Source organism: Paenibacillus sp. FSL H3-0286 (genome assembly GCF_045040705.1).
Lineage (GTDB): Bacteria > Bacillota > Bacilli > Paenibacillales > Paenibacillaceae > Paenibacillus_AQ > Paenibacillus_AQ odorifer.
In genome coordinates, this window is record NZ_CP150285.1 from 51,517 (window position 1) to 75,088 (window position 23,572).

21 protein-coding genes are annotated in these 23,572 nt (G+C 46.5%); 20 read left to right on the forward strand and 1 reads right to left on the reverse strand.

The genetic code is table 11. From position 1 onward, the window contains the following. Window positions 1-58 precede the first annotated feature (58 nt). The gene (locus MHB37_RS00240; protein WP_036678796.1) at window positions 59-1,012 is read left to right on the forward strand and encodes a ribose-phosphate diphosphokinase; all 954 of its coding nucleotides are present in this window, start codon (window positions 59-61) and stop codon (window positions 1,010-1,012) included. Between the two features lie 88 nt (window positions 1,013-1,100). Here the strand turns inward: MHB37_RS00240 and MHB37_RS00245 are convergent, their stop codons facing one another. Continuing rightward, window positions 1,101-1,301: a hypothetical protein gene (locus MHB37_RS00245; RefSeq protein WP_036678792.1), complete on the reverse strand. Its 201-nt coding sequence runs from the start codon at window positions 1,299-1,301 to the stop codon at window positions 1,101-1,103. A 125-nt stretch (window positions 1,302-1,426) separates the two neighbouring features. On the opposite strand from MHB37_RS00245, the gene pth reads away from it, so the two are divergent. From pth to ftsH, 19 genes are all read left to right on the forward strand, one after another. After that, window positions 1,427-1,987 (forward strand): aminoacyl-tRNA hydrolase, encoded by a 561-nt coding sequence (gene pth, locus MHB37_RS00250; protein ID WP_076130069.1) that lies wholly within the window; start codon window positions 1,427-1,429, stop codon window positions 1,985-1,987. Window positions 1,988-2,071: 84 nt separating this feature from the next. Next, on the forward strand, window positions 2,072-2,302 hold the full coding sequence (locus tag MHB37_RS00255; protein WP_036678789.1) for an anti-sigma-F factor Fin family protein: 231 nt from the start codon (window positions 2,072-2,074) through the stop codon (window positions 2,300-2,302). A gap of 131 nt (window positions 2,303-2,433) precedes the next feature. Further along, window positions 2,434-5,958, forward strand: coding sequence for a transcription-repair coupling factor (mfd, locus tag MHB37_RS00260; protein WP_076186834.1), 3,525 nt, complete (start codon window positions 2,434-2,436; stop codon window positions 5,956-5,958). Continuing rightward, window positions 5,945-6,997, forward strand: a complete 1,053-nt coding sequence (locus tag MHB37_RS00265) for a peptidylprolyl isomerase (protein ID WP_076282728.1) — start codon at window positions 5,945-5,947, stop codon at window positions 6,995-6,997. Before mfd ends, MHB37_RS00265 begins: the two co-directional genes overlap by 14 nt. A gap of 255 nt (window positions 6,998-7,252) precedes the next feature. Beyond that, the gene (spoVT, locus tag MHB37_RS00270; protein WP_036678783.1) at window positions 7,253-7,795 is read left to right on the forward strand and encodes a stage V sporulation protein T; all 543 of its coding nucleotides are present in this window, start codon (window positions 7,253-7,255) and stop codon (window positions 7,793-7,795) included. 148 nt (window positions 7,796-7,943) lie between these two features. Beyond that, window positions 7,944-9,626 (forward strand): oligosaccharide flippase family protein, encoded by a 1,683-nt coding sequence (locus tag MHB37_RS00275; protein WP_405168834.1) that lies wholly within the window; start codon window positions 7,944-7,946, stop codon window positions 9,624-9,626. A 27-nt stretch (window positions 9,627-9,653) separates the two neighbouring features. Beyond that, the gene (mazG, locus tag MHB37_RS00280; protein ID WP_076280240.1) at window positions 9,654-11,153 is read left to right on the forward strand and encodes a nucleoside triphosphate pyrophosphohydrolase; all 1,500 of its coding nucleotides are present in this window, start codon (window positions 9,654-9,656) and stop codon (window positions 11,151-11,153) included. 289 nt (window positions 11,154-11,442) lie between these two features. Next, complete coding sequence (locus tag MHB37_RS00285) at window positions 11,443-11,715, forward strand: HU family DNA-binding protein (protein WP_036678778.1); 273 nt, start codon at window positions 11,443-11,445, stop codon at window positions 11,713-11,715. Continuing rightward, window positions 11,715-11,993, forward strand: coding sequence for an RNA-binding S4 domain-containing protein (locus MHB37_RS00290; RefSeq protein WP_076130073.1), 279 nt, complete (start codon window positions 11,715-11,717; stop codon window positions 11,991-11,993). Before MHB37_RS00285 ends, MHB37_RS00290 begins: the two co-directional genes overlap by 1 nt. Before the next feature lie 159 nt (window positions 11,994-12,152). Then, window positions 12,153-12,437: a sporulation protein YabP gene (gene yabP / locus MHB37_RS00295; RefSeq protein ID WP_036678773.1), complete on the forward strand. Its 285-nt coding sequence runs from the start codon at window positions 12,153-12,155 to the stop codon at window positions 12,435-12,437. After that, window positions 12,434-12,997, forward strand: coding sequence for a spore cortex biosynthesis protein YabQ (gene yabQ / locus MHB37_RS00300; protein ID WP_076186815.1), 564 nt, complete (start codon window positions 12,434-12,436; stop codon window positions 12,995-12,997). The genes yabP and yabQ overlap by 4 nt, the downstream gene beginning before the upstream one ends. Before the next feature lie 24 nt (window positions 12,998-13,021). Next, complete coding sequence (locus tag MHB37_RS00305; RefSeq protein WP_076130075.1) at window positions 13,022-13,357, forward strand: septum formation initiator family protein; 336 nt, start codon at window positions 13,022-13,024, stop codon at window positions 13,355-13,357. 124 nt (window positions 13,358-13,481) lie between these two features. Next, on the forward strand, window positions 13,482-13,982 hold the full coding sequence (locus MHB37_RS00310; RefSeq protein ID WP_036678766.1) for a S1 domain-containing RNA-binding protein: 501 nt from the start codon (window positions 13,482-13,484) through the stop codon (window positions 13,980-13,982). 343 nt (window positions 13,983-14,325) lie between these two features. Beyond that, window positions 14,326-16,833 (forward strand): stage II sporulation protein E, encoded by a 2,508-nt coding sequence (gene spoIIE / locus MHB37_RS00315; protein ID WP_405168835.1) that lies wholly within the window; start codon window positions 14,326-14,328, stop codon window positions 16,831-16,833. 596 nt (window positions 16,834-17,429) lie between these two features. After that, complete coding sequence (locus tag MHB37_RS00320) at window positions 17,430-18,176, forward strand: VWA domain-containing protein (RefSeq protein WP_038568031.1); 747 nt, start codon at window positions 17,430-17,432, stop codon at window positions 18,174-18,176. Continuing rightward, the gene (locus MHB37_RS00325) at window positions 18,166-19,104 is read left to right on the forward strand and encodes a protein kinase domain-containing protein (RefSeq protein WP_036678862.1); all 939 of its coding nucleotides are present in this window, start codon (window positions 18,166-18,168) and stop codon (window positions 19,102-19,104) included. The genes MHB37_RS00320 and MHB37_RS00325 overlap by 11 nt, the downstream gene beginning before the upstream one ends. 36 nt (window positions 19,105-19,140) lie before the next feature. Beyond that, window positions 19,141-20,583, forward strand: coding sequence for a tRNA lysidine(34) synthetase TilS (gene tilS / locus MHB37_RS00330; RefSeq protein WP_076130077.1), 1,443 nt, complete (start codon window positions 19,141-19,143; stop codon window positions 20,581-20,583). A 46-nt stretch (window positions 20,584-20,629) separates the two neighbouring features. Then, window positions 20,630-21,169 (forward strand): hypoxanthine phosphoribosyltransferase, encoded by a 540-nt coding sequence (gene hpt / locus MHB37_RS00335; protein ID WP_036678757.1) that lies wholly within the window; start codon window positions 20,630-20,632, stop codon window positions 21,167-21,169. A 109-nt stretch (window positions 21,170-21,278) separates the two neighbouring features. Beyond that, window positions 21,279-23,333 (forward strand): ATP-dependent zinc metalloprotease FtsH, encoded by a 2,055-nt coding sequence (ftsH, locus tag MHB37_RS00340; protein WP_038568034.1) that lies wholly within the window; start codon window positions 21,279-21,281, stop codon window positions 23,331-23,333. The last annotated feature ends 239 nt before the right edge of the window (window positions 23,334-23,572 follow it).

Here is a 23,572-nt window from a genome sequence, read left to right on the forward strand (position 1 = left end):
ATATTTCCGCGCCGGCGCCTTTGGAAAGCTAAATTCCGTCACGGAGGGTTTATATTTTATGACTTATTGTGATTCCAAGTTAAAGATTTTCACCTGTAACTCCAATCCTAAGCTAGCTAGTCAAATTGCTGATTACATCGGGATTCCGATGGGTGAATCACACACCACAAGTTTCAGCGATGGAGAAATTCAGGTCAAGCTGTCAGAAAGCGTTCGGGGATGCCATGTTTATATTGTTCAATCCACTTGTGGCCCTGTAAATGATAACCTGATGGAGCTTTTGGTTATGGTAGATGCGCTTAAACGTGCCTCCGCAAAAAGCATCAACGTGGTTATCCCTTACTACGGATATGCCCGTCAAGATCGTAAAGCCCGTTCCCGTGACCCCATTACCGCTAAGCTGGTAGCGAATCTAATTGAAAAGGCTGGCGCTCACCGTGTAATCACGATGGATCTTCATGCCATGCAGATTCAAGGATTCTTCGATATTCCAGTGGATCACTTGCTTGGTGTACCGATTCTGGCTCAGTATTTCCGTTCCAAGCAAATCGAGAACCCAGTTGTCGTATCGCCGGACCATGGCGGTGTAGTACGTGCAAGAAAGCTTGCTGATTTCCTGAACGCTCCACTGGCTATTATAGACAAGCGTCGTCCAGAACCTAACGTCAGCGAAGTTATGAACATCATCGGTAATATCGAAGGCAAAACAGCCATCCTGATCGATGATATCATCGATACCGCTGGAACGATCGTACTTGGTGCTAATGCTTTGATGGAAGGCGGCGTGAAGGAAGTATACGCATGCTGTACACACCCAGTATTGTCTGGTCCTGCACACGAGCGTCTGGAGAATTCTCCAATCAAAGAAATTATCGTGACGGATACCATTCCAATTCGCAGCGCGAATCCAACCTCTAAGCTCAAGGTGTTGTCCGTGGCTCCACTTATGGGTGAGGCAATTATCCGCGTTCATGAAGAGTTGTCGATTAGTAAATTGTTCGAGATTGAATAAATATAACGAATGAATAGTACAAAAGGGTTACACCTCCGTTCTCGGAGATGTAACCCTTATCGGCGTGCTACAGGTAGAACTACTGGATTTAATATCCGGGACGGGAGACAAAGGTGAATAAACTGCGGTTATATAGTGTCCCTTGTAGCTCCACGAAAGCTTCGTCTACCGCTGTTAATACACCGATATCAATATGCACGTCGCCCTTGTATATTTCCACGGGCACAGCATATTGGATGTGGTACTGAAAATGGCGTTGATGTGTCAATAATTCGCCTTTGTGCGGCATGGGTTATCACCTGTCTTCGGAGTATAATTTCGCTCTGGTTGCACAGAGATATGTAGATTAGATCTATTGTACCAAAAACGGACTCCTCTTGCCGGAGAGCCCGAACGGAAAGGAAAGGTTCGATAATGAAATGGATTGTCGGATTGGGAAATCCCGGAACACAGTACGCGAAAACAAGGCATAATGTTGGCTTTATGGCTTTGGATGAGCTTGCTGCCCAGAACGGAATTGCCTTCAACCAGAGCAAATGTAAATCCGTCATCGGTGAAGGGGTCATTGGTGGCGTCAAAACCGTATTGATTAAGCCCATGACCTTTATGAACTTATCCGGTGAGGCCGTTCGCGCTTATATGGATTATTACAAAGTTCAACTTGAAGATATGATCGTCGTTTATGATGATTTGGATACAGAAATCGGAAAAGTCCGCTTGCGTTATCAAGGAAGCGCTGGTGGACATAATGGAATTAAATCCATCATACAGCATGTAGGAACACAGAATTTCAATCGGGTACGAATGGGTATTTCTCGTCCTGAGCCAGGTTTTGCTATTGTCGATTATGTTCTTTCTACTTTTCCTAAGAAGGAAAGCGATCCGCTTAAGCAAATGATCCTTAATACTTGTGATGCACTGGAATACAGCTTACAGCATTCATTCGAGCAGACAATGGCTAAGTTCAATGGTTAATCTGTAAACCCTGTTGTTTTTAAGGCTAAAGATGAAGCTGCCCGGACATACTGAAGGTATATAGTACCTTCAGGAGGCATATAGATGGCAATAAACTATGTTTGTAGGCACTGTAAGACATCTCTAGGCAGTATTAATAGAAGTGATGTTACAGAAATGCAGTTGGGCCTTCATTCCTTGACCCCTGCGGAGCGCAGAGATATAATAGCGTATAATTCAGAAGGTGAAATCACGGTAAAGGTTACTTGCGACTATTGCAAGGAGGCTTTAGAGAACAATCCGGAGCTTAGCCTGCTGACAAGTCCGCTTCAGTAAGGTGGAAGCGCCTGTCTCTATCGTCATCCGCAAGCCTTGGCGTTACAGCTGAGGCTTCTTTTCGATTCCAATCATAATAGGTGACGGTGGCTATGCCACCGTTAGCCTGTTTAGTAAGAGAGGTGCGCCTGTTGTTACAAGGTCTTATAGAAGCTTTTTCCAAGGATCCCGATTTCCAGTCTATCACCCATGGTGTTGCTGCAGGTATGAAAGAGCAGCTCATTTCGGGGCTTACAGGTTCTGCTAGACAGATTATGCTTGCAGCATTACATGAAGAGACAACTCGTCCCTTACTTGTAGTGACTCATAATATGTTTTCGGCCCAGAAGATGGCCGATGATTTGCAGGAAGCGCTTTCCCCTGACCGGGTTCTGCTCTATCCCGCCAATGAACTAGTGGCTGCAGAAGCGGCTGTATCAAGCCCAGAGACACTGGCTCAGCGTATAGATGTGCTGACCAAATGCGCTCAGGGCTTCCGTGGTATTGTTGTAGTTCCTTACTCAGGAGTGCGTAGATTGCTGCCAGCCCCAGAGGTTATGGCAGAGGCACAAGTCACCGTTTCCCAAGATGGAACGCTTGCTCTGGATGAATTTTTGATGTCCATGATTGAAATGGGCTATGAAAGAGTAGAGCGGGTTGAAAATCGTGGTGAACTGAGCGTACGGGGTGGAATAATTGATTTTTATCCAATGACATCTCCTTTTGCTTATCGGGTTGAGTTATTTGACGATGAGGTTGATTCCATAAGAACTTTTGATCCAGTGGATCAGCGTTCTATTGATAAGGTACGTAGTGTGAAGATTACACCGGCTAAAGAGATTATAGCTAGTAGATTGCGCCAGGAATCTGCTTCTGCTGAAGCCTCAGCTATGATGGAGCGACAGTTGGAGAAGATGGCGGATCGCCAGGCGAAGCTCAGGCTGCGGGAAGAAATTGGCCGTGAGCTGGAAATGCTGCGGGAAGGTACTTATTTCCCGGAGATCTATAAATATATCAGTCTTTTATATCCTGAACGCTCTCATTTATTTGATTACATGGCCCAGGATACCATTCTTATTCTAGATGAGCCGACAAGACTGCTCGAAACGGCGAGACAGCTTGAACGGGATGAATCGGAATGGAATCTGCATTTGCTGCAAAACGGCAAATCATTGCCGGATCTAGATCTCTCTGTCGATACGGATGTTGTTATGTATCAGCGCCCGTTCCAAAGCCTGTTTATGTCAATCTTTTTACGTCAGGTTCCGCATATTCAGCCTCAGAACATTCTTGGGTTTATCAGTCGTGGAATGCAGGATTTCCATGGCCAGATGAATGTGCTGAAATCGGAAATGGAGCGTTGGCAGAAGTCCGGTGTTAAGGTAATGATGCTTGCGAGCAGTGAGGAACGGATTGAACGAGTGCGCAGAGTTCTTTATGATTACGGCATTAACGAGCCGATGATTGTACAAGGAAATCTGGGTTCTGGTTTTGAGCTGCCCTCTATTCATCTAGCTGTTATAACTGAGGGAGAAATGTTCTCTCAGAAGCAGCGGAAGGCACGGAAGATCTCCAAAGGAATAGATAATGCAGAACGGATCAAGAGTTACACAGAGCTGAAAATCGGTGATTATGTCGTCCATCAGAACCATGGTATCGGAAAATATATGGGGATCGGCACGCTTGAGGTCAGCGGTATTCACCGTGATTACATGCATATTTTGTATGCTGGCGGCGATAAGCTCTCAGTTCCGATTGAGCAGATTGACCTGATTCAGAAATATGTCGGTTCCGAAGATAAAGAGCCGAAAGTATATAAGCTAGGCGGCAATGAATGGACACGAGTGACCAATAAGGTTCGTTCCTCCGTTCAGAATATTGCTGATGATTTAATAAAGCTATATGCTGAGCGCCAAAGTGCCGCAGGATATGGTTTTGAAAAGGATACACAGGAACAGCATGAATTTGAAGAAATGTTCCCTTACGAGGAGACCCGAGATCAGCTTCGGGCTATCGAAGAGATTAAGAAGGATATGGAACAAAACCGGCCAATGGACCGATTGCTTTGCGGTGATGTTGGGTATGGTAAGACTGAAGTGGCTATTCGGGCGGCTTTTAAATCAGCGATTGAAGGTAAACAGGTGGCGGTGCTAGTCCCGACAACGATTTTGGCTCAGCAGCATTATGAGACCTTCCGGGAACGTTTCGCTAATTACCCGCTTAATATTCAGGTCTTAAGTCGTTTCCGCAGCCGTAAAGAGCAGAACGAGACGATTAAAGGCGTTAGGGCAGGAACTGTCGATGTAGTTATCGGTACACATCGTCTGTTATCTCAGGACCTTGTATTCAAGGATCTGGGGTTATTAATTGTGGATGAAGAACAGCGTTTCGGCGTGACTCATAAAGAAAAGCTGAAAAAACTGAAAACGAATGTAGACGTTCTTACGCTGACTGCAACTCCAATTCCTCGTACGCTACATATGTCGATGCTCGGAGTGCGGGATTTGTCTGTCATTGAGACCCCGCCAGAGAACAGATTCCCTGTGCAAACGTATGTAGTGGAGCATAGCCAGACCCTTACGCGGGAAGCTGTAGAGCGGGAATTAGCTCGTGGTGGTCAAGTCTATTATCTCTATAATCGTGTGCAGGGCATTCAAGAAATGGCTGCTCAAATCTCTATGCTTGTTCCTGAGGCTAGAGTTGGCATCGGACATGGTCAAATGTCGGAATCTGAGCTGGAGAAGACTATTCTCGATTTCCTTGACGGAGAATACGATGTGCTCGTCAGCACAAGTATTATTGAGACGGGCGTAGATATTCCGAACGTTAATACACTTATTGTGCATGATGCGGATAAAATGGGCTTGTCTCAGCTCTATCAGCTGCGTGGACGTGTAGGCCGGTCCAATCGGATCGCTTACGCTTATTTCACGTATCAACGGGACAAGGTTCTGACAGAGGTTGCAGAGAAACGTCTGCAGTCTATTAAGGAATTTACGGAGCTGGGCTCTGGTTTCAAAATAGCGATGCGAGATCTGTCTATTCGCGGTGCAGGTAACTTGCTGGGTGCAGAGCAGCATGGCTTTATCGCATCCGTGGGGTTTGATCTGTACTCACAAATGCTGGCGGAGGAAATTCGTAAGCGTAAGGTTACTGTGCTTGGGGAGGAAGATACATCCCTGAAAGAAGGCAATACAGTCATTGATTTGTCGATTGACGCGTATCTGCCGTCAGAGTATATTTACGACAGTATCCAAAAAATTGAAATTTATAAAAAAGTGGCGGCAGTAACCTCCTTCGATGATGCTTCCGAGCTTGAAGATGAGCTCTTGGATCGGTTCGGTGAGTTACCTGAAGCCGTGGTGAATCTACTATCGGTCGCTCGTTTGAAAGTGTATGGAAAAATGTATGGCATTGATTCCATGATTAGACGCGGAGATGATGTTACCTTGAATTTCTATGAGGGAAGTCTCGGCGCTTTAGACACAGCGAAACTCGCCAAAGTTGGAAATAGCTTCGAAAGACGTGTACAATTTGATAGGGATGCGAAAGCCAGTATCCGGGTCAAATCGAAAGATTTAAGTGATAAACAGCTGCTTGACTTGCTTGAACAGTTTCTTAAGGAAGCTAAACAGTCTTTTAAATCGAAGGGAGAACTACACAATGTCGTTAAATAAAACAAAATCATGGAAAGTGCTGCTCGTTTCATTGGCAGCGGCAGTTTCCTTTTCTATGCTAGCAGCATGTGGAAATAGTGCGGATGATAATCAAGCTGTAGCCACTTATAAAGGTGGAACGATTACACAAAAGGAATTTGCAATGGATCAAAAAATCATGAAATTCCTCTCTCCACAACAAGCGCAATACTTAGAGATTGATGCGTTTAAGGAGTCCATTCTGAAGCAAGAAGTGGGCTTTGAATATTTGGCTTCCCAAGCAACGGATGAAGCGAAAAAGCAAGCGGAGAAAGAAGCCGATACTCAAATTGCAAGCATTAAGGAACAATTGGGCGATACCTATAAGAAGACATTGAAAGATGCTGACGTTACAGAGAAAGATATTCGTACTTATATGGAGCGTGTGCTGACAGTTTATCAGGATATGCTGCTTAAAGTGACTGATGATGAAGTTGTCAAAGAATTCGAAGCGACTAAAGGCGACTTTACGGTTGCCACACTGCGTCATGTGCTAATTGGTCTGACAGATGCAGACAACAAAGAGCGTACCAGCGAAGAAGCGCTTAAAATAGCGAAAGAAGTTAAGGCGAAGCTGGATGGCGGTGCTGATTTCGCAGCCATCGCTAAGGAATATTCTGACGATACTGGCTCTAAAGAGGCAGGCGGAGAATATAAAGATAAAGCTGTAGGCACTTATGTGGAGGAGTTTAAGAAGGCTGCACAGACCTTGCCTCTAAATACCATCAGTGATCCTGTAGAAACTTCTTACGGTTACCACATCATCAAGGTGGAGTCCCGTACAGACAAGACTTTCGACCAGTTAACGGATGAGCAAAAAGAAGGCATTAAGAGCTCAATTGTATCCAAGAACCTAGAAACGTTCATGGAAAAGGATCTGGAAGCCATTATTGAGAACATCAATCTGCCAAAAAGCTCTGCTGCCGCAGATGAAACCGGAACAAATAGTGGAACAGAAGCCACTACAGCTCCAAGTGCATCCCCAAGTGCTTCTCCAAGTGCTACAGATGCCGCTGAATAAACATCGGTAAATATGGACAAGCTTACCTTAGAAAAGCCATCTTCACTTAAAGTGAAGATGGCTTTTTATTTCGCAGAAACGGTTGTAGAACTACCTTTATCTTGATGCAGATATTAATACATGTCAGCTTATGTATAAGGATCTGGGAAGAGATGAATACTATGGTCAGATATTACGATAAATCACTGGGATTATCCTTTCCCATAATGGACAGTAGTAAGACCATACTTCTTAAGAAAGCGGGGCACATGTGAAATGAAAGCTACTGGAATTGTTCGCCGTATTGATGACCTCGGACGCGTGGTTATTCCCAAAGAAATTAGACGTACTCTTCGTATTAGAGAAGGAGACCCACTGGAAATATTCGTCGATCGGGACGGTGAAGTCATTCTCAAGAAATATTCTCCGATTGGTGAGTTGGGTGACTTTGCAAAAGAGTACGCGGAGTCATTGTTCGAAGGTACTGGACACATTACGATGATTGCTGATCGGGACACCTTCATTGCCCTTGCAGGCGGCTCCAAAAAAGATTATTTGGAGAAACAGGTAGGAGTGCTGCTGGAGAAAGTCATGGACAGCCGTAAGACTGTGTTAGAAACCAATGAAGGCAGTTATGAAATTGCTAAAGATCATCCGGATTTGGTGTCCTCATATGTAGCCTCACCGATCATTTCCGGTGGAGATCCTATTGGTTGTGTAGTGATGGTGAGCAAGGATGATTCGGCGAAGATGGCGCAAATGGAAATAAAAATGGCCGAAACGGCTGCCGCTTTCCTGGGCAAACAAATGGAGCAGTAATCTTAATTTAGACCCCGCTTTCCTTTTGGTAAGATATACAAAGGGCAAACGGGGTTTTGTCGTTTACACAAAACCGTTTCTACTTGTGGGCATACATACGTTATAATATAGAAATTCATCCCATCAAAGTTGTAGAAGCAGGTATTATATGAAATCTAATACACAAACATCACGATTGCTGCAAGGCGCATTTATCCTTAGTGCCGCGGCCATTATCTCAAAGCTTATTGGCACACTTCAAAAAATTCCGCTGCAAAATCTAGGCGGAGATGCTGTATTTGGTATATACAACACAGTGTATCCCTTGTATACGATGCTGTTAACGGTAGCTATGCTAGGTCTGCCTGCGGCGATCTCCAAATTTGTCGCCGAAGCTTCGGCTGGGAGACGCGATGAAGAAGGCCGCCGAATTCTACTATTATCCGCGCTAATTACAGGCATCAGCGGCTTGATTATCGGCGCCATCACCTATGCAGGTGCACCCATCATTGCCGAATGGGTAGGTAACTCACATGTAATGCCTGCCTTGCGGACAAGCGCCTGGGGTTTGGCTGTTGTCCCTGTCATGTCGGCCATACGCGGGTACTTTCAGGGGCTGCATAATATGGTTCCTACTGCCGTGTCACAGATTGTAGAGCAGTCTGTACGGGTTACAGTGATGATTGTTCTTCTTTTATATCTCACTTCGCAGGGAGCAGGAGCTGAGAGCATCGCTGCTGGCGCGCTGCTTGGTTCTGCCGGAGGGGGAGCCGCAGGGCTTGTAATTATGCTGCTGTACTTGAGACGTCACCGCCGGAGGGTAAAACAGGAAGCTGCTGCTGAAGTAGCTGTTGCTGTCGAAAGTCAGCGTGTAAGAGCGCTGGATGCAGGACATGGACTAGGTTCCAAACAAGGGTTTATGGGCATTAAAGCAGGTACACTGCTGGCTTATGGAATTCCCGTAATGCTAGGTGCACTGGCTATGCCTCTTATCGGTCTTGTAGATGTATTCACTGTGCCTCGACTGCTGTCGTCTGACGGAAGTGAAGTAGCTGCGATGGCCCAGTTTGGTGTGTACAATCGGGGTTTGCCACTTGTGCAGATTATAACGATGATTGCCACCTCACTGTCTGTTGTGTTCATTCCAGCTTTGGCGGAAGCGAAGTACAAGGGAGATATGAAGCTGATTGAGACCCGCTGCAGCTTGTCGCTGCGTTGGTTCTGGCTGTTAGGTCTAGCGGCCTCAGCGGGCCTTGCAGTGCTTGCTGAGCCGATTAATATGGCTCTTTACGGCGATACCGCTGGCAGCAGCACAATGACTTGGCTGGCTTTTACCGCTGTTGGCGGTACAGTGAGCATCATCTCTGCTGCGCTCCTGCAGGGCCTCGGCTACGTGCGCGCCCCGGCCCTGCACCTTTTGGCCGCCGCGCTGCTCAAGGCGGCCCTGAACCTGCTGCTGGTTCCGCAGCAGGGCATTACCGGCGCGGCCATCGCTGGCGTGGCCGCGCATTCGTTCGCAGCAGCGCTTAACGTGCTGCTGCTGTACCGCCAGGGCCATCTGCGGCTTCGCCTCGCAGATGCCCTGGCACGGCCCGCGCTGCTCACAGCGGGCCTGGCTCTTGCCGCCGCAGCTGCCAGCTGGGGCACTGGCGCCGCGGCTACGGCCGCTGGCATCGGCGGCGGACGCACCGCCAGCTTGGCGCAGAGCCTGCTCGGGGTACTCGCAGGCTGCGTTGTCTTTGCCGTAGGCGCGGTGGTGCTGCGGCTGCTCAGCGAAAGCGAGCTTCGCCAGCTTCCGGGCATCGGCCCGTCTCTGGCGGACAAGTTCAAGAAGCTGCGTTTATTTCCATAATTAACCCGCTTAAAAGGAGGAACAGATATGAGTGCAACATTAACAGTTGTTGGTCTCGGGTCAGGTAATCCCGATCGGCTGACACTAGGAATTATAAAAAAACTGAAGGCAGCATCCGTTGTCTACGTTCGTACCCAAGAGCATCCAGTCATGGCTGCTCTCACCGAGCTTGAAATTGCCACGCAATCCTTTGATGGACTGTATGAAACATTAGCTTCGTTTCCTGAGGTTTATGCCGCAATTACTTCAAAATTGATTGAAGAGGCTCGCTCCGCCGCAGAGGGTACAGATATTGTCTATGCGGTTCCGGGGCATCCCATGGTTGCAGAGTCAGCTGTTTCACAGCTGCGTCAGCGTTGTCCGGAAGAAGGAATAGAACTGCAAATATTAGGCGGGGAGAGTTTTCTGGACGAGGCGTTTGTGCGACTGGGGTTCGACCCTATTGAAGGCTTCCAGTTATTAGATGCTTCAGGCATTCGCAGCGCTCAGCTTCAACCTGAATTGCATACTCTGATTGGCCAGGTTTATGACAGCTTTACAGCTTCGGAGACAAAGTTATGTCTGATGGAGCTGTATCCGCCCGAATATGAAGTGGTGGTGGGTCATGCCCTTGGCGTGGAGAACGAAGAAAACATTGTGACTGTTCCTCTATACGAATTGGATCGGCTTGAGGGTTATGGCAATTTGTCTCTGGTCTATGTACCTGCGAATCGTGAGGAGAAGCTAAGAAATCGTACTTTCGCTCGCTTGCATGAGATTGTCGATATTTTGCGCAGTCCGGACGGTTGTCCGTGGGATCGGGAGCAGACTCATGAATCTTTGCGTAAAAATCTAATCGAAGAAACCTACGAAGTGCTTGAGACGATTGATGAGGATGACCCAGACCATATGAAAGAGGAGCTGGGCGATCTTTTGCTGCAGATCATGCTGCACTCCCAAATGGAAGAGGAGCTGGGCACGTTTAACGTATTTGACGTCATAGAAGGACTGAATGATAAGCTTATCTTCCGCCATCCCCATGTATTTGGTGACAAGAATGCGAATGATGCTGAAGAAGCTCTGATCAATTGGGAGGGCATGAAGGCAGAGGAGAAGCGGCGTAAAGGCGTGAAGCCAGAGGAATTATCCGCCCTCAGTGGGGTTCCGCGTGATTTGCCTGCTCTTATGAAGGCGTACAAGCTTCAGAAAAAAGCATCCAAGGTGGGCTTTGATTGGGACAACGCTACGGATTGCTTAGCTAAGGTTCGTGAAGAAATAGAAGAGTTGCAAGAAGCCATCGATACTGATGCAGCCGCCGAGGATCAAATCCTGGAGCTGGGCGATCTATTATTTGCTGTTACCAATGTTGCCCGATTTATTGGCGCAGATCCGGAAGAAGCTTTAACCCGGACCAACCGCAAATTTGTGCGTCGGTTTCAGTATATCGAGCAGAGTCTGCGAGCCAAGGGTATGAGTGTAGAGGATAGCAGCTTGGAAGAGATGGAAGAGTTGTGGCAGGAGGCAAAGACTGAGGAACGAAAAGTATAGTGATTTTCTCAGACTATGTACGGTATACGGACCTTAAGATGAGGCAATGCTGTGAAAGTAGCATTCATCTCTGATTTAGATTATGGCGAGTAGTTTAATAGTGCTATAGAATAGATTCTGCGACGATTTCTGAGAAATAACTGTTTCTTTTTTTAAAAAACGACGATTCGTGGCAGGATTTTAAGATGACATCAAGAATATCATAAAGACGAAATGACGGCTTGCCCCATAATATGGCGGTGAATCTCGTTTCATTTATTTTTTCGTATCCTAGGAGGAACTTTAAATTATGAACAAGACAGATTTGGTAAACAACATTTCCGAGAAAAACGGATTGGCAAAAAAAGATGTAGAAGCAGTATTGAACGGATTCTTGGGTGAGATCACAGAAGCTTTGGCAAAAGGCGATAAAGTTCAACTGATCGGTTTCGGTACATTCGAAACTCGTAAACGTGCAGGACGTACTGGTCGCAACCCGCAAACGGGCACAACGATTGAAATTCCAGAATCAACTGTACCGGCATTCAAAGCTGGTAACAAGCTTAAAGAAGCCGTTAACTAATGCGTCTTGACAAATTCCTGAAAGTGTCCCGATTAATCAAGCGCCGTACAGTGGCCAAGGATGTGTCCGAACAAGGCCGGGTGCTGATTAACGGGCGGGAATCTAAGCCAAGTAGTGCAGTTAAGATCGGTGACGAGATTACTGTGCAATTTGGACAAAAGCTTGTAACGGTCAAAGTCGAAAAGCTAGTCGAAACGACACGCAAGGACGAAGCCGCTGGTATGTATACTCTACTTCGGGAAGAGCCTGTTGCCAAAAGCACCGGCTTGGACTGGTAGGAGTAACATAGTTAATAGTAAATAAGAAGGCACAACTTTACATATTGTAGAGTTGTGCCTTCTTTTTTCTTTTTTTTTCTCTCTTATTTTAGTGGATTGGAATGTTCTATAACTTCTTCTACTGCCATAGATTAGAGGTAAGAAGGAGGGGTACATGCTATGATCGAGCCAGGAAAGGTAAATAAACAGCATGATCTGCACATGCGCAGTCGTAAACAGCTAGAGTTGACGGGCGTGCAAAATGTGGAGAGCTTTGATAGCGAGGAATTTTTGCTTCGTACAGAACTCGGCCATCTCACCATTCGCGGGAATCATTTACATATCAAAAATTTAAGTCTGGAGAATGGACTGTTGTCCTTGGAGGGCAATGTACATTCCCTGATTTATCTAGATCCCGGATCGCAGGGCAAAAATAAAGGTCTACTCGGTAAGCTATTTAAATGAATCCTGCAGTTCAGTGGCTGACGCTGTTCTACATGATATTGGCCGGGGTGACAATGGGACTGGCCTATGACAGCTACCGGGTGCTGTCGCTCAAGTTCAATTTTCCCAAATGGCTGAATGCCATGCTTGACCTGCTGTATTGGCTTTGTGCTGCTTTGTTTGTTTTTAGAATGCTCTATGCCGGAAATCAGGGGCAATTGCGATTTTATGTCTTTTTAGGTTTATTTCTAGGAATATGGATCTATTTTTTGATCTTCAGTGTTACGGTGCGGCGTTTTGTGTTAATGTTAATTCAATCGGTTCAGTATATGTGCAGATTGCTATGGAGACTTGTGGAGATTCTAATAGGTAAACCTCTTCGCTGGCTTTGGCGCCTTATTATAGGGTTGCTAGTGCTGCTAGGTCGTATTCTATTATTCATCCTTAAGCTTCTGCTGCGTCTAACGAAGCCAATTTGGGTATTACCAGTAAGGTGGATTTCTCCATGGTTATCTCGGCTTAAGCATAGCGCCTGGATCGTAAAGATTACTGGATGGATTACCAAATGGCGGAAACGCTGACCTTTGAATTAGGGGGTACGCTGCATGAACAGATTCACTGCGGAAGAGAAAAGTAATCCCAGCAAAAATTCGGCCGCAGGCGCGAAGAGAAGAAGAGTCATGTGGATTCTCTTTGTGGCAGTATTTTTTGGCTGGGCGGGTTATACTTACTTCAATCAAAGTGCGGCAATTACGGACAAGGGCGAGCAACTCGCCAAGAAACAAAAGACTAGTGAGAGTGTCACAGCATCTTTGAATCAACTGAAATATGAAGTGTCCAGACTTAATGATGATGAGTATATTGGCCAATTAGCGCGTAAATGGTACAATATCTATCCTCAAGGGGAAACTCCTATTCGAACAGAGCAATCAGAGCAATAATACTGGCTAAAAGAGGCTTTTACTCTGTTGCCTTGCTTTGCTCTTTACTGTATAATCAAATCACCGCAGACAGGATGACCTTAATATTCGTCTGTATATTTTTAAGGGAGGATCATTTTATTCTATGGCAATTGAAGTGGGCACCAAGTTAGAAGGCAAAGTGACAGGCATCACGCATTTCGGAGCATTTGTGGATCTGTCAGGAGGTGTCACAGGTCTCGTTCACATCTCGGAAATCGCCGATAATTACGTCAAGGATGTTAACGATCATCTGAAGATTAGTGATGTAGTAACCGTCAAGGTGATCAACGTCGATAAGGACGGCAAGATCGGACTTTCCATTAAGCAGGCTGTTGACAAGCCAGCATCGGAAGTACGTCCGCCTAGAGCTCCAAGACCAGAACGTCCTAGCGGCGGAGACCGTTTCGGCGGCGGTGGCGGCAGTGGTGGAGGCGGCGGTGGATTCAATCGTGAACGGGGTGGGCGTCCATTTAAGCCTGCAGCCGGTAAACCTTCATTCGAGGATAAAATGTCGCGATTCCTGAAAGACAGCGAAGAACGGATATCTTCGATTAAGAAGAACACAGAAGGAAAGCGCGGAGGCCGTGGAGCCAAACGCGTATAATCCAATACCTGTACATCATAAATAACCGCAAGGGCATTTCGCCCTTGCGGTTTTTTTGTCGTGTCATATAAACTTGCCGACAGCATCCATGTCATTCTCACATAACTCTAGGGCAATCGCTGGCGAATGACCGCCAGGCTTGCGCCTAAAACTGCACTGGAAACAAGCTTAAGGAGAAGCAACCTACTGCGCCGCAAGGGATCGATCTATTTTTTTAGGAATAATGAACAAAGGCTTTTTTGTCGGAAATTTCTTATGACTGTCCCTCCATTTCTGACAAACTTTCTCAAATGACCCGCTATATAATGAGAACCATAAATTCTTAAACGGGTGGTGTAGGGAAATGAGTAAAAGCAATGTGGTGAATTTGCCAGAGTGGACAAGAGTGGGAAGCGAAGATAAGAAGCAGAGACAAGCCTTAGGCACGCGTATTATAGCTTGGGGTCAGAAGCAGCGTTATATTCAGCTTATAACAGCGAAGAAGTGGATGCTTCTGTTAAGCTTTATGGGGTTTCTGCTAGGAAGAGCTATGATTCTGGACGAGCTGTCCCCTTTTGCTGTCGCATATTTTGCCGTCATTGTGTTTATGCGTCGAGACTCTATGTTACCTGTAGCAGGTGCTATTATAGCTGGAAGTCTCTTCACTCCGTTTCCGGGTGCCTTGGTTACTACGGCCGAACTGATTATCTTTTTTCTTGTTTATAGAGGGCTTGAAAGTTTCGAACGAATAGATTTGTCTTATGCACCCCTTATGGTATTCGTATCCTCGTTTATGGTTGGCCTGTTCAAGATTGTTCTCGGACCGTCTCTTTCCTGGTACCCCTTTATGATGACAACTCTGGATGCTTTACTTGGGTTTGTTCTTACCCTTGTGTTCATTCAGGCACTTCCTCTACTAACTTACAAACAAAAGAGCAGATCGCTGAGGAACGAGGAGGTTTTATGCCTTATTATTCTGTTAGCCTCCGTAATGACAGGCCTTGTGGGCTGGACCCTTAATGGTTGGTCATTAGAGCATATATTGTCTCGTTATTTAATTCTGCTCTTTGCCATGGCGGGGGGCGCTCCCCTCGGTGCAGCTGTTGGGGTGGTGACGGGGTTGATCCTCAGCCTGGCCGATATCAGTGCTATCTATCAGATGAGTCTGCTTGCTTTTTCCGGAATGCTAGCGGGAATGATGCAGGGTGGGCGAAAGGGTGCGGTATCTATTGGCATGTTGCTAGGATCAACGATCCTTTCCGTCTATTTTACGGGTCCGGGTGATATGATGGCCTCAACATGGGAGACCTGCGCAGCAATAGTGCTGTTTCTAATAACGCCTAAGGCGATGATATCGGCGATTGCAAAATATGTACCGGGCACGTCAGATCATAGCCGATCTCAACATGAATATGCCCGCAGGGTCAGGGATCTGACTGCAGAACGGGTCACTCAATTCTCACAGGTATTCCAACAGCTCTCCAGTAGCTTTAATCAGATTCCACGTGCCGGAGAAGTGGGCAAATCGGATCGTGAAATGGAAGATTTTATGAATACGGTCACAGAAGGCGCCTGCGCTGGATGCATTCGCCGTACCCACTGCTGGGATGCAAAATTCTATCAGACATATAGATACATGACAGATATGATGACAACTGTTGAGGAATGCCCTGATATTACGGCTGCTCAGCTGCCACCGGAATGGAGCCGTATTTGTGGCAAAACCGGAGAAGTGCTTGAGGTCATGAAGGGACAATATGATCTCTACCAACATGATATGCGGTGGAAAAGACAAATATACGATAGTCGCCAATTTGTTGCCGAGCAGCTGTCAGGCGTGTCACAGGTTATGGAAGACTTGGCCAAGGAAATTAAGCGTGAAGGACAGGCCATGTATCGGCAGGAAGCGCAAATCCGCGAGGCTCTTGAGAAATTGGGACTGTCTATTCATGGCATTGAAATTTTAAGTCTGGACCCAGGACGCGTAGAAATAGAAGTAGTGCACGCTTATAATCGCGGTTTTGATGAATGCCGTAAAATGATTGCCCCACTCCTCTCCGACATTCTGGATGAGAATATTGCTGTCATGAGTGAGACGGCGGTTCATCCCCGGGAAGGACTCTCGATGGTTACCTTTGGTTCAGCCAAAGCCTTTGAGGTAAACACGGGTGTGGCAGTTGTTTCAAAAGGTGGGGATATGCTGTCTGGCGATAGCTTCAGCACCGTAGAGCTTGGAAATGGCACTTTTGCAGTATCCATTAGTGATGGTATGGGGAATGGTGAACGGGCAAGGATGGAGAGCAGTGCCGCACTCGGCATGTTAGAAAAGCTGCTGCAATCCGGTATGGATGAAAAGCTGGCTGTAAAGTCGGTCAACTCAATTCTTTTATTACGCTCCCCTGATGAATTCTATGCTACTGTGGACATGGCTTTAATCGATCAATATTCTGCGCAGACAACGTTTATGAAGATTGCTTCAGCACCAAGCTTCATCCGGAGGGGGAGTGAGGTCATTCCAATAACCTCTAGCAATCTGCCGATAGGAATCATTAAAGATATTGATGTGGATTTAATCAGTATGCAGCTTCGCCCCGGCGATATTTTAATTATGATGACCGATGGTATTTATGATGCGCCTGGATATGCCGTTAATAAGGAGATATGGATGAAGCGGATGATCCAAGAGCTTGAGGGTGATGATCCTCAGGATTTAGCGGACAGCCTGTTGGAGAAAGTGATCCGTTATCAGGGCAATGAGATCCTTGATGACATGACTATTGTCGTCAGCCGTCTTGATCATTTCCATCCGGAATGGTCCAGCCTGCATATGCCGGGCATCGGCCGTATGGAGCGTCCGCGTACGGTAAGTTAGTTATTTTAGGTTTAGTAGGTTTTAATGTTGGGTACGCGCGAAGCGTCGTATTGCTTGTATAGTTTAAGGCACGTGCAAGATATCGTGCTGCTTGGGGAGGCACGCGCGAAGCACCGTGTTGCTTGTATAGTTTAAAGCACGTGCAAGATATCGTGCTGCTTGGGGGCACGCGCGAAGCGTCGTGTTGCTTGTGAGTTTGTAGCACGCGTAAGGCGTCGTGCTAATGGAGGCAGTCGAGGCGAGTCCGTGATGTGTAACTCGCCGGCCTCTACTATTCTCGTTTCAATGGTCGGTTGACTTGGGGCGGAATCTGTAGATCTAAACTGTTTACTAGTGAAGGTATGGAACGGAGAGAAAGTTTGGAGCTGTAGAAGCGGAGCGTTCGCCTTTGTCCTCGGATTCCAACCGCGTGAGGCGGTTCTAATCAAGGAATCTGAGGACAACAGCGATCGAAAGCCCAAACATTTCTCGCAGTTCCACTATTCACTCCCCCCCCTATTTGATCGAAATTCCCCCACTTAATATCGACCGTTTGAAATCTCTCATTTCTGGATATGCTAGAAACAGAGGTTCAAACAAAGGGGGAGTTGAGGGTTATGAAGCAAATTATGCTCATTACTGACGGTTGTTCGAATGTAGGAGAAAGTCCGGTGTTGGCAGCGGCGCATGCCCTGCAGGAGGGAATCACCGTAAATGTGGTCGGTGTAGTTGATTATGGTACGATCGGTGAAATCGGCAGCCGGGAGATTGCCGACATTGCCAAGGCCGGGGGAGGCCTTAGCCGAATAGTCGGAACACCACAACTGGCGCAGACGATTCAGATGATGACACGCAAGACCGTGGTTCAGACGATCCAGCAGGCGGTTAATAAAGAGGTAAAAAAGATACTAGGCGACGGCTCACTGGATCAGCTGCCTCCTGTTCAACGTTCACAGGTTGTTACAGTTGTAGATGAACTGACAGAAACAACGCCGCTGCGCATTGCACTTCTTATCGATGCCAGTGCCAGTATGAAGCCTAAACTGGGTGCTGTGGAAGATGCAATCCGCGATTTGGCACTCAGTTTAGAAGCACGGGAAGGCAAGAGTGAGATCGCTGTGTTTCATTTTCCCGGAAATAACAGCAGTGAAGATGCCAAGCTTGACCTGGATTGGACGCATGACATGTCAGGTATTCGTACGCTATTCTCTAAATTACACATGAGAGGCGCAACACCGACTGGCCCAGCTATTTTCAAGGTGCTTGAACATTATCGTTATGATACACTGGATGAACATCGTGGACGCCGACTAAGCGATGACCACGACGAAAGAGAAGGGATGATTGGTGGGTATGTCGTCTAATCCGTCCTATCCTACTGGTACCTTAATTAACGGCAAATGGCGGGGTAACCGTTATGTCGTTGAGCGGATGCTGGGAAGGGGCGCGAACGGAACCGTATATCTTGTGCAAAGAGAAGGCAGACGGGAAAGGTACGCGCTAAAAATCGGATACGATACACTTGAACTTCAATCGGAGATCAATGTACTGACCTCGCTGCAATCGCGACGAAAGCGGAATGAACATCGGGCTCGTCGTGAGAATCCATTGTCTTCTTATTTTTTGGAAGCGGATGATTTTGCGAATGGGGATAATATCCCCTTCTATGTGATGAGGTATGTTGAAGGCAAACCGCTGCATCATTTTTTATCGAAAAACGGTCCCGATTGGTTAGGCCTGGTAGGTCTTGGTCTGCTTGAAAAGCTGCGCACACTGCATGAATGTGGATTTGTGTTCGGTGATTTGAAGCCCGAGAACGTCATGGTATCTAAATACGGTGAAGTGGAACTGATCGACTTTGGGGGCACAAGCCCTATTGGTCGTAGCGTGAAGCAGTTTACCGAATGGCATGATCGTGGTTTCTGGAATGCGGGCAGTCGAATCAGCGATGAGGGTTACGATCTTTTCGCATTTGCTGTGCTGTGTCTTCGTTTGCTCAATGAAGAAGGGCTCAAAAAGGCAGCCTTACAGCTGCCGCAGACGAGAAGTGTGGACGAATTATTTAAGCTGGCTAGAAATTTACCCAATAAGAAACTATCCTCCTGGATTTGTATGGCGTTAAAAGGGGGGTTCTCAGGCTCTGCGGATGCTACTGAGGTCTGGCGAAACCATATTTATAACTCGCGCAGAAAGCGCCCGGATAGTATGGACACCCCCCGGTGGTTAAAAAATGCATTCGCATTGTCTTTGTTTTTGCTCGCCTTTACGATTTATTGGGTATTCCGTTTTTGAACTCATACATATAGTTGGAGAGAGAGGGGGGCGCATATGGAGCAAATGAATGGACTGGTGGAGTCTGTATTGGAGTCAGCAGCCGAGCATGAGCTGTGGGCGCCCCATGACACCATTGTAGTCGCAGTTTCCGGCGGCCCGGATTCTGTGGCTCTTTTGCATGTTTTACATGAAATATCTTTAAAATTTATACCGCTTACCTTAATATGTGCTCATGTGAATCATGGATTTAGGCCGGAGTCAAAGGAAGAGGCAGAGCTCGTACGTGGTATGGCTGAAGAACTGGGACTGCCCTTTGAGTTTGCGGAATTCGATATTCCCTCCTTGGCTAAAGAGAGTGGACTTGGTCCTGAGGGTACTGCACGTGAGAAGCGGTACGAATTTCTGATTGATACGGCTCACCGATATGGGGCGCGTTCTGTTGCTCTGGCTCATCATGCTGATGATCAGGCAGAAACTGTAATTATGCGTCTATTACGCGGAAGTGGCTTATCTGGACTGTCGGGTATCAAGTGGAAAAGAACAGAAAAAAAGGTGGAACTCATTCGCCCATTCCTACGTATTAACAAAACAGCACTTTTAGGGTTATGCCAAAATGAAGGTTTCACTTATGCTGAGGATGCCACCAATCTGCTGACGAAATACAAGCGGAATGCCATTCGTTTGGAAGTTCTTCCTTTTCTGGAAAAGTATAATGGCAGAGTGAGGCAATCCCTCGTACAGCTTGCGGAAATTGCGGGAGCTGAAGATGAGTATATGGAAGCTTCTGCGGCAAAATGCTTTGAAGAGCTAGTTTCGGAAGGGGATGGGAAATACACCTTTAACAGAGCTTCATTTGCTGCCATACCCTCCGCTTTACAACGGCGTTTGATTAAACTAATATTAAATTATCTGTCGGCGGATTTATCTGCCCTTGATTTCCCCAAGATTGAAGCTGTACGTCGGGGAACGCTGCAGAGCTATCCCACCACCTGGAGCTTGGATTTGGGTGGAGGCCTGACTTGTGTGCGGCAATATGATAGTATCTTGTTCTCGTCCAAGCCCACGACGCCACAGGCAAGCTATACATATCGTCTGTTTTTACCGGACTCTGAGCTTAAACTGGAGGAAATAGGTAAGGTGATGTCGATGGCGGTACTGGAGAGAGAAAACTTTTTTGTACAGGGGGAGGATTATGGGAAGATGTCGGCTTGGTTTGACCGTGATGAACTGGTCTTTCCACTGACGATACGATCCCGATTGCCTGGAGATACCATAAGGATCATGGGATTAAACGGAAGCAAAAAGGTAAAAGATATTTATATTGATGATAAAATACCTGCTTCCGAACGGTCATTGATTCCCCTCGTTTGTGATGGTTTGGGCAATATCGTCTGGATTCCGGGCGTAAGACGCTCGATGCATGCCGCAGTAGGGCGGCACACGACCTCCGTACTTCTATTGTCTCTGGCAGAGCTGGATGACCACGAAGTCACGTAATGGTCGAAGTAAGTCTTTCATAGTATAACTTAGGAGGTTTCGCAAGTTGCAAAACGATATTCAAGAAGTATTGATCACCGAAGAGGAACTTCAGCAGAAAATTAAGGAACTCGGTCGAACACTGAGCGAAGAATACGCAGGTCGTACCCCTTTAGTAATTTGTGTACTAAAAGGTGCGTTTATATTTATGGCAGATTTGGTTAAAGCCATTACAGTACCTGTTGAGATGGATTTCATGGCAGTGTCCAGCTATGGAGCATCCACCAAGTCCTCTGGAGTAGTCAAAATTATTAAGGATTTGGATGTATCGGTAGAAGGCCGCGATATCTTGATCGTTGAAGATATTATTGACAGTGGTCTTACACTCAGCTATTTAATTGAGTTGCTCCGCAACCGGAATGCTGCTACTATCTCTGTGGTTACCTTGTTTGATAAACCATCAGGCCGCACTGTTAATCTTGAAGCCAGCTACACAGGCTTCGTGTTACCTGACGAATTTGTAGTAGGCTACGGATTGGATTATGCCGAGCGGTATCGGAACCTCCCATATGTTGGAGTACTGAAACCTGAGATTTATTCCAATTGAACTAAGGACTGCCTCGATCATACGGATCGGATACCCACAACTTCCTTTATTTGAGGTGTCCCAAGAGGCTATGGTACAATAACTTGAGTGTTGTGAGAGGAGGTAGGGGATGAATCGGTTCATCCGGAATTCTGGTTTTTATTTGATTTTATTTTTAGTCGTGGTGGGTATTGTCCAGTTTGTGAGCAATGGAAATGAAGCCGCCGATTTCCCTAGATACGACGAGTTACGGCAGGAGATCAAGAACAACAATGTGAAGGATTTGACGGTTCAGTTTGAGGGTAATGCCTTTCTGGTCACAGGCGAGTATAGAGAGCTGCCTGCCGATACTAAATCGAAAAGCTTCTCCACATATATTCCTCCTACAGATGCCGCTATCAATGAACTGATTCAAGCCAGTGATGTTAATGGGATTGAATTAACTCAGAAGAAAATGGAAGGTACCAGCATTTGGCTGACATTCCTTTCTTCAATTATCCCGCTGGTAATTATGTTCATCTTGTTCTTCTTCCTGTTTAACCAGGCGCAAGGTGGCGGCGGTAAAGTCATGAATTTCGGCAAGAGCAAGGCTCGGTTATATAATGAGGAGAAGAAGAAAATCAGCTTTGAGGATGTTGCAGGGGCGGACGAAGAGAAGCAAGAGCTTGTCGAAGTCGTTGAGTTCCTAAAAGATCCACGCAAATTTGCAGCTGTTGGCGCACGTATTCCTAAGGGCGTATTGCTTGTAGGTCCTCCGGGAACAGGTAAAACATTGCTTGCCCGTGCGGTAGCAGGTGAAGCTGGCGTTCCTTTCTTTAGTATTTCCGGTTCTGACTTTGTGGAAATGTTCGTGGGTGTCGGTGCTTCTCGGGTACGTGATTTGTTCGAGAATGCTAAGAAGAATGCTCCATGTATTATCTTCATTGATGAAATTGATGCTGTGGGTCGTCAGCGTGGCGCCGGTCTTGGTGGCGGACATGACGAGCGTGAACAGACGCTTAACCAATTGCTGGTTGAGATGGATGGATTCGGTGGTAACGAAGGCATTATTATTGTAGCGGCGACTAACCGCGCTGATATACTTGATCCGGCATTGCTTCGTCCAGGACGTTTTGACCGTCAAATTACGGTTGACCGTCCTGATGTGAAAGGCCGTGAAGCTGTACTTAAGGTTCACGCTCGTAACAAACCGCTTACGAAAGATGTAAGACTGGATGTTGTTGCTAAACGCACAACCGGATTCACAGGTGCTGATCTGGAGAATCTGCTGAATGAGGCAGCTTTGCTAGCTGCACGTCGTAACCGTAAAGATATTTCCATGATTGAAGTGGATGAAGCTATTGACCGTGTTATCGTAGGTACTGAGAAACGCAGCCGTGTGATCAGTGACCGCGAGAAACGTATTGTAGCTTATCATGAAGCAGGCCATACTATTGCAGGTTACTTCCTTGAGCACGCCGATATGGTGCATAAAGTTACTATTATCCCACGCGGACGTGCAGGCGGATATGTTATTATGCTTCCGAAGGAAGATCGGATGATCGTTACCAAGCAGGAGCTTTTGGATAAGGTTACTGGATTACTTGGTGGACGTGTTGCTGAAGAATTGTTTATTGGTGAGATCGGTACGGGTGCATACAGTGACTTCCAACAGGCTACGCGCATCGTGCGTGCCATGATTATGGAGTACGGTATGAGCGATAAGCTTGGACCTATGCAGTTCGGATCTTCTCAAGGTCAAGTATTCTTGGGTCGTGATATTGGGCATGAACAGAATTACAGTGACTCCATTGCTTATGAGATTGATCAGGAAATGCAGAACTTTATTACTTCGAGTTACGAACGTTGTAAAGATCTGTTGATCAAACACTCCAAAGAAATGCACTTGATTGCCAATACATTACTTGAGAAAGAAACACTTGAGCTTGATCAGATCACACAACTGATTGAACAAGGATTCCTTTCCGAGGATGGTAAACCAGAGGGTGGCGAAGGTGTTGCCCATGAAGTTGGCGAGCCTGTCATCGACAATATCGGTGATGTGCGAGTTCGCATTCAAGGCAAGCCTGAGGATGAACAGTCCACACTTCCTGACCTATCGAAGGATATCCCGAATAACCCTGATTCTGAGGGTAATGACGGTTCTGACGATGACAATAAAGGTGGGGGCACTAGCCTTACCTAATTGGGTCCACCATTCATATGATGTAAATTTATCCGGAGAACGTAACTGTTCTCCGGATTTTTTATTTTAATTTTTAAGGGATTCTATGCCTTAAAGCCTGTCCAGTTACATTGACAGGGGCTGGAACGTTGTGTACATTAGTGATTAATATTACTTACTATTTATATCAGCATGTTCATTTTTTCACCATGATGGCGCATGCCATTTGATAACATCATGTCGGCGAAAAGCCGCGAGGA

Bases quoted from the DNA above. Each gene is read 5' to 3' on its own strand.
- yabP (WP_036678773.1), top strand. From the start codon at position 12,153: ATGATCGAGCCAGGAAAGGTAAATAAACAGCATGATCTGCACATGCGC.
- spoIIE (WP_405168835.1), top strand. From the start codon at position 14,326: ATGAGTAAAAGCAATGTGGTGAATTTGCCAGAGTGGACAAGAGTGGGA.
- MHB37_RS00325 (WP_036678862.1), top strand. From the start codon at position 18,166: ATGTCGTCTAATCCGTCCTATCCTACTGGTACCTTAATTAACGGCAAA.
- yabQ (WP_076186815.1), top strand. From the start codon at position 12,434: ATGAATCCTGCAGTTCAGTGGCTGACGCTGTTCTACATGATATTGGCC.
- MHB37_RS00240 (WP_036678796.1), top strand. From the start codon at position 59: ATGACTTATTGTGATTCCAAGTTAAAGATTTTCACCTGTAACTCCAAT.
- ftsH (WP_038568034.1), top strand. From the start codon at position 21,279: ATGAATCGGTTCATCCGGAATTCTGGTTTTTATTTGATTTTATTTTTA.
- MHB37_RS00285 (WP_036678778.1), top strand. From the start codon at position 11,443: ATGAACAAGACAGATTTGGTAAACAACATTTCCGAGAAAAACGGATTG.
- MHB37_RS00320 (WP_038568031.1), top strand. From the start codon at position 17,430: ATGAAGCAAATTATGCTCATTACTGACGGTTGTTCGAATGTAGGAGAA.
- MHB37_RS00305 (WP_076130075.1), top strand. From the start codon at position 13,022: ATGAACAGATTCACTGCGGAAGAGAAAAGTAATCCCAGCAAAAATTCG.
- pth (WP_076130069.1), top strand. From the start codon at position 1,427: ATGAAATGGATTGTCGGATTGGGAAATCCCGGAACACAGTACGCGAAA.
- MHB37_RS00255 (WP_036678789.1), top strand. From the start codon at position 2,072: ATGGCAATAAACTATGTTTGTAGGCACTGTAAGACATCTCTAGGCAGT.
- MHB37_RS00290 (WP_076130073.1), top strand. From the start codon at position 11,715: ATGCGTCTTGACAAATTCCTGAAAGTGTCCCGATTAATCAAGCGCCGT.
- mazG (WP_076280240.1), top strand. From the start codon at position 9,654: ATGAGTGCAACATTAACAGTTGTTGGTCTCGGGTCAGGTAATCCCGAT.
- MHB37_RS00310 (WP_036678766.1), top strand. From the start codon at position 13,482: ATGGCAATTGAAGTGGGCACCAAGTTAGAAGGCAAAGTGACAGGCATC.
- tilS (WP_076130077.1), top strand. From the start codon at position 19,141: ATGGAGCAAATGAATGGACTGGTGGAGTCTGTATTGGAGTCAGCAGCC.
- spoVT (WP_036678783.1), top strand. From the start codon at position 7,253: ATGAAAGCTACTGGAATTGTTCGCCGTATTGATGACCTCGGACGCGTG.
- MHB37_RS00265 (WP_076282728.1), top strand. From the start codon at position 5,945: ATGTCGTTAAATAAAACAAAATCATGGAAAGTGCTGCTCGTTTCATTG.
- MHB37_RS00275 (WP_405168834.1), top strand. From the start codon at position 7,944: ATGAAATCTAATACACAAACATCACGATTGCTGCAAGGCGCATTTATC.
- MHB37_RS00245 (WP_036678792.1), bottom strand. From the start codon at position 1,301: ATGCCGCACAAAGGCGAATTATTGACACATCAACGCCATTTTCAGTAC.